This is a genomic window from Sandarakinorhabdus sp. (assembly GCF_987265915.1).
In genome coordinates this window covers 57,362-68,376 of the sequence record NZ_OZ503948.1, presented here as the reverse complement: position 1 = coordinate 68,376, position 11,015 = coordinate 57,362, and the positions used below count along the sequence as shown (strand labels likewise).

Here is an 11,015-nt window from a genome sequence, read left to right as displayed (position 1 = left end):
CGCTGCCGGTGCTTGTCATCATGCTGCCGTCGATTGGCCACAAAGCTGTGGGAGATACGAATCGAACAACTGGAACCTGTGCGTGGCCACTGCTTACAAATTGCCAGACCTTGCCGACCCCGAACCGGTGCCGCAGCCCCGCCGCGCCCGCCCGCTTCGGGTGGCGCTCTATTCCGGCAATTACAATTATGTGCGCGATGGTGCCAACCAGGCGCTCAACCGGCTGGTGGCCTTCCTCGAATCGCAGGGCTGCGTGGTGCGGGTCTATTCGCCCACCTCCGACACGCCGGCGTTCGAGCCGGCTGGCACACTCGTCTCCGTGCCCAGCTTCGCCATTCCGGGCCGCAGCGAATATCGCGTGGCGCTGGGTCTGCCCGAACGGCTGAAGGCGGATATCCGCGCATTTGCGCCCGATATCATCCATCTCTCCGCCCCCGATCCAGCGGCGCATGGTGCGAAGAAACTGGCGCGCAGCCTGGGCGTGCCGGTGGTCGCTTCCATCCACACCCGCTTTGAAACCTATTTCGAATATTATGGCCTGGGATTCATCCGGCCGGGCGTCGAAGCGCTGCTGCGCCGCTTCTACAATGGCCTCGACGAGATTTTCGTGACTTCGCAAGGCTTTGGTCAAACCATGCGCGAGGCTGGCATCATCACCGTCGCGCCCGCCGTGTGGAGCCGCGGCGTGGACAAGGCGCGCTTCAACCCCGGCCGCCGCAGCTTGGAATGGCGCTGGAGCCTGGGAATTGCAGACGATGAACCGGTGATCGGCTTCGTCGGCCGGCTGGTGCTGGAAAAGGGCCTCGACATGGTCGCGGCGGCGGTGAACGAACTGACGCAGCGCGGCGTGAAGCACCGCCTGCTCGTGGTCGGCGACGGCCCGGCAAGGGCGCATTTCGAATCGCTGGTGGGCGCCGGCAAGCCGGATGGCGCGATCTTCACCGGCTTCCTCGATGGCACCAATCTGGCCCGCGCCTATGCCAGCGCCGACATGCTGCTCAACCCATCGACCACGGAAACCTTCGGCAACATCAATTTGGAGGCGATGGCCAGCGGCCTGCCCGTGGTGGCGGCGCGCGCCGGCGGCAATGAAACGCTGGTCAGCGATGGCGTCACCGGCGCGCTGATCGCCCCGCGTGACACGATGGGCTATGCCGATGCTTTGGCGGGCTATTGTCGCGATCCGCAGCGCCGCGCCGCGCATGGCCGCGCCGGGCTGGCGGCGGCGCAGGCCTATGACTGGGATGTGATCAACGGCGCCGTCCTGTCCCGCTATCGCGACGTAATCGCAGCTAAGCATTCGTAAAATAACGGGTTTTCTTATCGGCTGCGCTGCGCCTATGGTGCCGGCGATGCACTCTCCTGTCCTTCTTGCCGCCCTTCTTGCCGCCCTGCTTGCCGCCCCGGCGCTGTCGCAACCGGCAACGCCCGCCATGTCAATCGACGCGCTGGCCGCCCAGGTGGTGGCAGACAATCCGGAACGCCAGTTTCTCGCCCGCCAGATCGCCCTGACAAAAACCGGCGCTGCCGCCGCCGGCCGGCTTGCCGATCCGGAGATTTCCGTCGAATTCGGCGAGCGCCGCACCGACAATGTGCAGACGGGCCAACGGCTTGGCGATGGCCCGGCCTTTGCCGTGTCGATCATGCAACCCATCGAGTTCAACGGCCGTCTGTCGCTGCGCAAGGCAATTGCCCAGGGCGATGTGCAACTGGCACGCATCGGCCTTGCCCAATTCGAAGCCACGCTGGCCGGCCGTGCGCGCACGCTCGGCTATCGCTTGTTTGCCGCCGATGCCCGTGCCGAGGCGGCAGCGGCGGTGGCGGCACGGCTTCGGGATCTGGCCGGCGTGCTGGTGGCGCGCGATGCTGCCGGCTCAGCACCGCGGTTGGACGCTGCCGTGCTGGAGGCCGCCGCCATCAGCGCCGAACGCACCGCCGCCGAAGCCGAAGCCGCCAGCAATGCCGCGCTGTATGAGCTGAACGGCCTGCGCGGTCAGGCGTTTGCAGCACGGCTGCGCATCCTGCGGCCGCCGATGATCCCGCCACAATTGCCCGGCGTCGAAGCCCTGGCCGAACGGCTGGAAAGCGGCAATTTCGAACTGCTGGCGTTGAAAGCCCAATTGGTCCAGCAAGGCCTGACCACCCGCCTCGCCGAAAAGAGCCGCGCCGGCGCCATCAGCATCGGGCCGTTCCTCAATCGCGATCGCGGCGACGTGAAGGACCAAGTGGTCGGCCTGCGCGCTACCACCAACATCCCGCTCTGGAACCGCCAGGCCGGCGATGTGTCGGCGGCGCAAAGCCGCGAAGCCCAGGGTGAAGCCGCGCTGATCGGTGCCCGCCGCCGGCTGCTGGCCCGCCTCTATGCCGATGCGGCGCAATACCGGACGCGCATGGCAACGCTGGCGAAATGGCCGGCCGATGCGCCGGCGCGCTTTGCCGCCGCCGCGGCTGAGGCCGATCGCAGCTATCGGGTCGGTGCGGTGCCGCTGGCCACCTATGTGCAGATGCAGACCGGCTGGCTCGATGCGATGTCGGCCGTGCTCGATACGCGCGCCGGCCTGTGGGAAGCGCGGGAGAATATCCGCATCATCACGGGTGCAGGCGACGCCCCGTGATTGCCGGGCTGATTTCCGCGAGCGAGCGCAATCGTGGCAGCGTGCTGCTGGTCGCGCTGGTCGCCGCCGTCATCGGGCTGTGGCATTTGTTCACCCTGCCGATCGATGCGATCCCCGATGTGACGGGCGTGCAGGTGCAGATCAACACCGCCGTGCCCGGCCTGGCCGGCGAAGAAATCGAAACCCGGGTGACGGTGCCCATCGAGCGGCTGATGGGCGGCCAGCCCGGTCTCATCGGGTTCCGTTCGCTCACGCGCTCCGGCCTCAGCCAGGTGACCTTGCTGTTCGAAGACGGCACCGATGTGTTGCGCGCCCGCCAGGTAGTGACCGAACGGCTGGCAACGGCGCAGGCGCTGCTGCCCGCAGGCGCCACGCCCGGCCTGGCGCCGATCACCACCGGGCTGGGTGAAATTCTCTATTACACGCTGGAATGGCAGCATCTGCCGCACGACGAGCCGCACCACGCCGGGCTGGAGCCAGCCAGCACTGCCGAAGATCATCTGATGGCGCTGGCGGAGACCCAGGAATATACGGTCGTCCCGATGTTGCGCACGGTTTCGGGCGTGGCAGAGGTCAACAGCATCGGCGGGCTGGAGCGCCAATATGTCGTTGAGCCCGACCTGAAAAAGCTGGCCGCCGCCGGGGTGACGCCATCCGAACTGGCCGATGCGGTCGCCGCCTTCGCCGACAATGCCGGCGGCGGCGTGATCGCCCAAGGGCAGCGCCGGCTGGTGGTGCGCACCGATGCCAAGGTGATGCAGCCCGAACGCATTGGCGCCCTGCCGGTGAAATTCGCCGGTGGCGTGCGGCCGCTGACGGTGGCGGATCTTGCCACGGTGCGGGTGGGTTCGGCGCCGCGATCGGGCGCGGCGACCGTGAACGGGCGCCAGACCGTGCTCGGCACCATCATGATGCTCACCGGGCAGAACAGCCGGGAGGTTGCCGGCCGGGTGACGGACTTCCTGCCCGAAGTGCAGGCGGCCTTGCCCGTCGGCATGGTCATCAAGGTGCGATACAACCGCGGCGACATCGTCGATCGCACGGTGGCAACGGTGCGCACCAACCTGTCGGAGGGCGCGTTGCTGGTCGCCGTGGTGCTGATCCTGGTGCTCGGCCATTGGCGCGCGGCGCTGATCGTGGCGGCGGTGATTCCGATCGCCTTCCTGATCGCCAGCATCGGCATGGTTCGGCTGGATATCTCCGGCAATCTGATGAGCCTGGGGGCGCTGGATTTCGGGTTGGTGGTCGATGGCGCCATCGTGGCGGTGGAAAATGCGCTGCGCCGGCTGAGCCAGGAGCAGGCGCGGCTCGGTCGGCCGCTGGATGAGGCAGAGCGGCGCAGCCTGATCGCCCGGGCAATGGGGCAGGTAGCGCGGCCGGTGGCGTTCGGCGTGGCGATCATTACCTTGGTCTATGTGCCGGTGCTGGCGCTGGGCGGGGTGGAAGGCAAATTGTTCAGGCCGATGGCCATCACCGTGATGCTGGCGCTCACCGCCGCGCTGGTGATCAGCCTGACCGTGGTGCCGGCAATGGCGTCGTTCTGGTTGAAGGCTGGATCGGATCACGGCCCGGGCCGGCTGGTCGCCGGGCTGGAGCGTGTCTATCGCCCGTTGCTGGCCGCGACACTGGCTCGCCCGTGGCTGGCGGTGCTGCCGGCGCTGTTGGTGGTGGTGGCCGCCGGGCTGGTGTTCACCGGGCTGGGCACGGTCTTCACGCCGCGGCTGGATGAAGGCTCGATCACCACCATGGTCTACAAGCCGGTGGACATGAACCTCGATGAGAGCCTGGCGCTGGAACTTGGGCTGGAATCGGCGCTGGTGGCCAAATTTCCGCAGATCACTGCCGCTTTTTCCCGGATCGGCACGTCGGCGGTCGCAACGGACCCGATGCCGCCCAATGAAAATGACCTCTACATCAGCTACAAGCCGCTGAGTGAATGGCCGGCGACTGGCCCGCAGACCAAGGCGGCGTTGATCGCCGCCATCGAGGCGGAAGCCAGTGGCCGCTATGCCGATCAGACCTTCCTGCAAGGGCAGCCGATCGAGATGAAATTCAACGAAATGTTGGAGGGCACCCGTGCCGATCTGAGCGTGAAGATTTTCGGGGCCGACAATGACCAATTGGAGACGCTGGGCGGGCAGACGCTGGCGGTGCTGAAACGCCTGCCGGGCACGGCGCAGGCCGAATATGAAGTGGATGGCCGCACGCCCAGCTTGGTTGTGCGGGTCGATCAAGCGGCGCTGGTGCGGCTGGGGCTGGGGGCGGCCGAAGTGAACCGCGCCATCACCACGGCGCTGGCCGGCCAGGAGGTGGGCGCGATCCTGGAAGGCATCCGCCGCCACGCCATTGTCGTGCGCCTGCCCGATGCGGCCCGCGCCGATCTCGATACCATCCGGGCGCTGCCGCTCCGGGTGGGCAATGCCGGGCTGGTGCCGCTGGGGCGCGTGGCGCGGCTGGAAGAAGTGAAGGCGGTGGAGCCGGTGCGCCGGGACAACGGCCAGAAACGCGCGGCGCTTCTGGTCAATCTGTCGGGCAGCGATGTGGAAGGCTATGTGGCGCGCGCGCGCATCGAACTGGCGAAATCGGTGAAACTGCCCGAAGGTTATCGCATCGAATTCGGCGGCCAGTTCAAACAGTTGCAAGAGGCCAAGGCGCGTCTGGCGGTGCTGGTGCCGGCCTGCTTGCTGCTGATCCTGTTGCTGGTGTTCGGGGCGCTGGGATCGATGGTGCAGGCGTTGATCGTGTTTGCCGGCATCCCGCTGGCGGTGACCGGCGGGGTGTTTGCGCTGGGTTTGCGCGGCATGCCGTTTTCGATCACGGCGGCAATTGGCTTCATCGCGCTGTCGGGCATAGCCATGTTGAATGGCCTGGTGCTGGTCGATCATATCAACCAGTTGCGCCACGAAGGCCTGGCCAAGGCCGAGGCCGCTGCGGCCGGTGCGCTCGATCGGTTGCGCCCCGTGATTTCCACCGCGCTGGTGGCCAGCATCGGCTTCTTGCCGATGGCGATGGCCAGCGGCGCCGGGGCCGAGGTGCAGCGGCCGTTGGCCACGGTGGTGATCGGCGGGATCATCTCCTCAACCCTGCTCACCCTGCTGGTGGTGCCGGCGCTGTACCGACGTTTTGCGCGCGATTGATCACAGGCATTGAGGAATCGCGGCGCAGCGCCTATGTGGGCTATGCCGGCTTGCCGGATATGGCGATAAATGATGCCGTGAAATAGACGCAGCGGACCCGGGGGCAGTACCCGGCGGCTCCACCATTATCAGCCTGTTGTCGGGGTGATGTTTGGGGCCGAACCAGGATCGACGTGTGTTCAAAGACCGTATTTTTGCCCGGCCTGAATGAGCCGTTAAACCGTTCAAAACCCCATAAATGCCAACGACAACGAGGCATTCGCAATCGCAGCGTAATCCGGAATCTTCACCGATTCTAGGTTAAACTGGCCGAAAGCGCGGTTCGGGCCACACCGGGCAACAGAAGTGGATTCCAGCGGCCCGAGGGGGGCCGGGCAACAGAACCCCCTCACCGATTTGGCCGATTGTGGCCGACAATGTGAGGTGGTGGATATGCCACGCAGCCCGATCACCGCATGGTTCCGGCCGAAGCGCTTCGGCCTTGGCTGGTCGCCGGCCAGTTGGGAAGGCTGGGCCATCACCGCACTGGCAATCGCCGCAGTGGCGGGGCAACTATACTGACTTCTACCTGACCGGCGGCGCGCCCCCGCCGATCTGGCCGGCTCACTGTTGTGGCGCAGCGCCATCCACACGCCGGATCGTCTCATCCAGCCGCGCCACGGCAATGCCGAACTTGCGGATGATCATCACATTGCGCACCACCGCGCCGCCAGGCTGCAGGGTCAGCCATTGTTCGGCCCGGAAGCCGCCCTTCTGTGCAAAGCGCAGGTGCAGCAGATTGCCGTCAACCGTACCTGCCACGGGCCCCACTGCATCGCTGAGCGTGCCGACATAATGGCCCGGCCTGCCCTGGCGCAGTTGCCACTGCCGCTGGGTTGCCGGCTGATCGCCGCGCTGCACCGATTGATCGACAATAATGACCTTGTCCGGAGTCAGCCGCCCGCTGCTCGTCACCACCACGCGTTCCCTGCGGCGGAACAATATGTGCAGCGATCCGTCACCGCGGGTGGCACCGGCAAAGACGGCAGCTGCATCGAAGGGCGGCGCGGCGGCGTGGCCCAGCGCGCGGTTACCGGTCGAGACGCAACCGCCCGTTACCAGCAGCATGCCGGGCAGGGTGACAGTCAGGGCGCGGCGCAGACTCGGCATCCGCCGAACCTAGCACCGTTCGCTGGCAGCGGCGAATGGCCCTTTGCCCGGCCACCAGCGTCACCGGCAGCCGCTAATCCCATATCCCTTGACCTCGGCGGCATCGCACGCCAATCGAGAGCGCCAGACGCAGCCCCCTATCCTGACGCCCCCCATCCTGACGCCCCCCATCCTGACGCCCCCCATCCTGACGAAGGCCCGCCGCCGTGAACGAGACCACGCCAGACAGCCTGATTCCTTATGACGATATCGTTCAGGATGCCCTGCGCACGGTTGTCGGACGGGTGCTGCGCCGCATCCTGGAGGCCGGCGGCCTGCCCGGTGGGCATCATTTCTACATCGCGTTTCGCACCCGCGCACCCGGCGTGTCGATCCCGGCGCATCTGATGGAGCGCTATCCCGACGAGATGACCATCGTGGTGCAGCACCGCTATTGGGATCTGGAGGTGGGGGACGCGCATTTCGCGATCGGCCTGTCGTTCAACCAGATGCCGGCGAAATTGGTGGTGCCCTATGATGCCGTTGTCGGCTTTGTCGATCCGGCGGTGAATTTCGCGCTGCAATTTGCTGCCAAGGATGGCGAATCGCCGCCACCGGGCAGCGCGCCGCCCGAACCGGAAGCGCCGCCGCCGGCGCCGGACAGCAGCGCAGAGGGCAGCAATGTCGTGACGCTCGATCGGTTCCGCCGCAAGTGACCCAGTTCGCCCGCAGCGACGCGCAGAACCGGTCATTGGGGCGATCACCGCTGCGTCGGGGGCTGATGTTCGTGCTGTCCTCGCCGTCAGGCGCCGGCAAGACCACCCTGTCGCGCGCGGTGTTGGCTGAAGACAGCCAGATCACGCTGAGCGTTTCGGCCACCACCCGCAGCCCCCGCCCCGGCGAGATCGATGGCGTCGATTATTATTTCGTTTCGACCGAACAGTTTCAGGCGATGGTCGATGGCGATGCGCTGCTGGAATGGGCGCATGTGTTCGGCAATCGCTATGGCACGCCGCGCGCACCGGTGGAATCGGCGCTGGCCGCAGGGCGCGATGTGCTGTTCGACATCGATTGGCAGGGCACGCAGCAGTTGCAGCAAACGGACGCGGCCTCCGATTTGGTGCGGGTGTTCATCCTGCCGCCCGATCTGGCCGAGCTGGAACGCCGCCTGACGATGCGCAACACCGATCACCCCGAAGTCATCGCCGGCCGCATGGCGCGCGCGCGCGACGAGATCAGCCATTGGGGCGAATATGACTATATCCTGGTCAATGATGATGCCGAAACCTGCCTGAACGAACTCCGTGCGATCCTGAAGGCCGAACGCCTGCGCCGCAAACGCCAGCTCGGCCTGGCCGGCTTCGTGCGCGACATGCTGGGCCAGTGATGGCAAGGATGTGGCCCGTCCTGCTCGGTCTCCTGCTGGCCGGCTGCACCAAATCCGACAATCTGCGCCCCTATGCCATCGTTCGCCGGGCGGACGTGTGGCAGGCGGTGATCAGCGACAATGATCGTGGTCGGCTGGCGCGGCTGTCCGGCGCATGGGAACAGGCACGCGCCGATATCGCCAGCGCTGGTGCCGATGCCGATCTGGCCGCGCTGGGCCCGGTGGTGCCGCCACCGCCCGGCGCCGCGCCACCAGCGGGCGCGCCGGCGCAGATCAGCATGCCCGGCCCCGGTGCCTATCAGTGCCGCACCATCCGCCTCGGCTGGCGGCAGGGCAGCGCACGCACCGTTCCGCCGGTGCAAGCCGGTGCGTGGGCGCCGTGCACGCTTGCTGCCGATGGCATCTTGCTCGGTCTGGAAACCAGTCCGGCGCCGCAGCGCTTTTTCGGCACCCTCTATCCCGATGTTGATCGCTTGATCTTCCTGGGCAGCGTCGCGCTGAACGGCGAAATGGGCCGGCTGCGCTATGGCGAGGATGGCGATCGGGATCAGTTGGGTGTGCTGGAAATGGTGGCACCCGGCCATTGGCGCATCGCCATGCCGTGGCCGCGCTGGAGCGCGCGCCTGGTGCTGATCGAACTGCGCAGCGCCTGAATGGAGGCGTTGCAGGCGGCGCTGGCGGGCCAGAACGCCGGATTCTGGATCGCGGCGATGATCGGCGTGACCGTGCTCGGGCTGGCCAAGGGCGGCTTTGCCGGGCTGGGGGTGCTTGGCGTGCCAATCATGGCGCTGGGCATGAACCCGGTGATGGCCGCAGCGATCCTGCTGCCGATCCTGCTGGTGCAGGATGTGTTTTCCGTGAAGGCCTTTGGCGCCAATCGCGACAATGGCGTGCTCAAGGTGATGATCCCGTCGGCCTGTATCGGCATCGCGGCGGGCTGGGCGCTGGCGCGCTTTGTGCCGGTGGCGATGGTCGAGCTGGCGGTGGGGCTGATTTCCATCGCCTTCGCTTTTCAGCGCATCTTTGCGGAGCGCCGTGGCATCCCGGCGCGCATCGGCGCGGCGTGGGAAGGCGTGGCGGCTGGCGCGGTGGCCGGCTTCACCAGCCAGATCGCCCACGCCGGCAGCCCGCCGTTCCAGATGCATGTGTTGCCGCGCAAACTGCCGCGCGATGTGTTTTTGGGCACCAGCAGCGTGTTTTTCGCCAGCATCAACTGGTTGAAAGTGCCGGCCTATTGGGCGCTGGGGGCCTTCACGCCGGCCAATCTGTGGCTGGCCCTGATCCTGATGCCCGCCGCCATCCTGTCCACCTGGGCCAGCACCATCCTGGTGCGCCGGGTTGATGGCCCGCGTTTCTATGCCATTATCCACGCCTTGATGATCTTGGTGGGGGCGAAACTGGCATGGGACGGATATTGGGCTTTGCAGGCGTGATGGCCGCCCTGGCAGCGGCGCCGCTGGCGGCCGCGCCGGTTGATCTGGTGACATTGTACAAGGATTTGCACACCCACCCGGAATTGAGTTTCCAGGAAGTGCGATCGGCCGGCATCCTCGCCGCCGAGGCCCGCGCTGCCGGGTTCGAGGTGACGGAGAAGGTGGGCCGCACCGGCGTGGTCGCCGTGCTGAAAAACGGCAAGGGCCCGACCGTGCTGATCCGTGCCGACATGGATGGGCTGCCGGTGCAGGAGGCGACGGGCCTGCCCTATGCCAGCACCACCCCGGCAGTGATGCACGCCTGCGGGCATGATATCCACATGTCGGTGTGGGTCGGCACCGCGCGCTGGCTGGCCGAAAACAAGGCGAAATGGCGCGGCACCGTGGTGATGATCGGGCAGCCGGCCGAAGAAGGCCTGGGCGGCGCGCGCGCCATGATTGCCGATGGCCTGTTCACCCGCTTTCCCAAGCCGGATTTCAGTCTGGCGTTGCACGACAGCGCCGCCATTCCCGCTGGCACCGTCAGCGTGCCGCAATATCGTGCGCTGTCGATCTCGACCTCGATGGACATGCTGGTGAAAGGCGTCGGCGGCCATGGCGCCTACCCTGCGACAACAAAAGACCCGGTGGTGCTGGCGGCGCGTATCGTCACCGCGCTGCAAACGCTGATTTCGCGCGAGAATGATCCCTTCCATCCGGCGGTGATCACCGTGGGCAGCATCCACGGCGGCACCAAGCACAACATCATTCCCGACAATGTGGCGCTGCAACTCACCATCCGCAGCTATGACGCGGCGCAGCAGCAGCGGCTGATCGACAGCATCAAGCGCGTGGCGAAGGGCGAAGCCATCGCTGCGGGGATTCCCGATGCGCTGATGCCGGTGATCACCGCGACGCCGATCGGCGTGCCCACGTTGAACGACACACCGCTGGCCGCGCGGTTGCAGACGCAGTTCCGGCAGACGCTTGGGCCCGCGCGGGTGATCGATCTCGATCCGTCTATGGCGTCGGAAGATTTCCAGCTGTTCGGTCTGGAGGCCAAGGTGCCGTCGGTGATTTACTGGCTGGGCGGGGTCGGCAAGGCGCAATGGGATGCGGCGCAGGCCGGCGGCCCCGCCATCCCGAGCTTGCACAACAGCGGCTGGGCGCCCGATCCGGCGCCGACGATTGCGACCGGCGTGGAAAGCATGGCGGCCGCGGCGGTGATGTTGATGCCGGCGAAGTAGGTTGCTCTTGAAGCCACTTCCCCACCCCCCCCTCAAAAAGCCCAAGCGCCGAATCGCCCACAACCCGTGCTACAACCCGTTCAAACCAG

General features: G+C 66.6%; 10 protein-coding genes and 1 other RNA gene. 10 read left to right on the top strand and 1 reads right to left on the bottom strand.

The genetic code is table 11. The features are described from left to right. Positions 1 to 127 precede the first annotated feature (127 nt). From AC6UUM_RS00335 to AC6UUM_RS00315, 5 genes are all read left to right on the top strand, one after another. Positions 128 to 1,306 (top strand): glycosyltransferase family 4 protein, encoded by a 1,179-nt coding sequence (locus AC6UUM_RS00335; protein WP_500804871.1) that lies wholly within the window; start codon positions 128 to 130, stop codon positions 1,304 to 1,306. Between the two features lie 127 nt (positions 1,307 to 1,433). After that, positions 1,434 to 2,615, top strand: a complete 1,182-nt coding sequence (locus AC6UUM_RS00330; RefSeq protein WP_500803372.1) for a TolC family protein — start codon at positions 1,434 to 1,436, stop codon at positions 2,613 to 2,615. Continuing rightward, a complete protein-coding gene (locus AC6UUM_RS00325; RefSeq protein WP_500803371.1) occupies positions 2,612 to 5,752 on the top strand; it encodes an efflux RND transporter permease subunit in 3,141 nt (1,046 codons plus the stop codon). The genes AC6UUM_RS00330 and AC6UUM_RS00325 overlap by 4 nt, the downstream gene beginning before the upstream one ends. Positions 5,753 to 5,757: 5 nt before the next feature. After that, positions 5,758 to 6,106, top strand: a transfer-messenger RNA (tmRNA) gene (gene ssrA / locus AC6UUM_RS00320). 78 nt (positions 6,107 to 6,184) lie between these two features. Then, complete coding sequence (locus tag AC6UUM_RS00315) at positions 6,185 to 6,313, top strand: hypothetical protein (RefSeq protein ID WP_500803370.1); 129 nt, start codon at positions 6,185 to 6,187, stop codon at positions 6,311 to 6,313. Positions 6,314 to 6,355: 42 nt separating this feature from the next. Here AC6UUM_RS00315 and AC6UUM_RS00310 read toward each other — a convergent pair whose 3' ends face one another. Further along, the gene (locus AC6UUM_RS00310) at positions 6,356 to 6,901 is read right to left on the bottom strand and encodes a DUF3833 family protein (protein WP_500803369.1); all 546 of its coding nucleotides are present in this window, start codon (positions 6,899 to 6,901) and stop codon (positions 6,356 to 6,358) included. Between the two features lie 206 nt (positions 6,902 to 7,107). Here AC6UUM_RS00310 and AC6UUM_RS00305 point away from each other — a divergent pair, with 206 nt between their 5' ends. The 5 genes from AC6UUM_RS00305 (at position 7,108) to AC6UUM_RS00285 (ending at position 10,926) form a co-directional block, all read left to right on the top strand. Next, positions 7,108 to 7,596, top strand: a complete 489-nt coding sequence (locus tag AC6UUM_RS00305) for an SspB family protein (RefSeq protein WP_500803368.1) — start codon at positions 7,108 to 7,110, stop codon at positions 7,594 to 7,596. Between the two features lie 65 nt (positions 7,597 to 7,661). Beyond that, complete coding sequence (gene gmk, locus AC6UUM_RS00300; protein ID WP_500804870.1) at positions 7,662 to 8,267, top strand: guanylate kinase; 606 nt, start codon at positions 7,662 to 7,664, stop codon at positions 8,265 to 8,267. An 8-nt stretch (positions 8,268 to 8,275) separates the two neighbouring features. Continuing rightward, entirely contained in the window at positions 8,276 to 8,920 is a 645-nt protein-coding gene (locus AC6UUM_RS00295; RefSeq protein WP_500803367.1) for a DUF4893 domain-containing protein, read from the top strand. After that, positions 8,921 to 9,700, top strand: coding sequence for a sulfite exporter TauE/SafE family protein (locus AC6UUM_RS00290; RefSeq protein ID WP_500803366.1), 780 nt, complete (start codon positions 8,921 to 8,923; stop codon positions 9,698 to 9,700). Next, the gene (locus AC6UUM_RS00285) at positions 9,700 to 10,926 is read left to right on the top strand and encodes an amidohydrolase (RefSeq protein WP_500803365.1); all 1,227 of its coding nucleotides are present in this window, start codon (positions 9,700 to 9,702) and stop codon (positions 10,924 to 10,926) included. The genes AC6UUM_RS00290 and AC6UUM_RS00285 overlap by 1 nt, the downstream gene beginning before the upstream one ends. Positions 10,927 to 11,015: the final 89 nt, after the last annotated feature.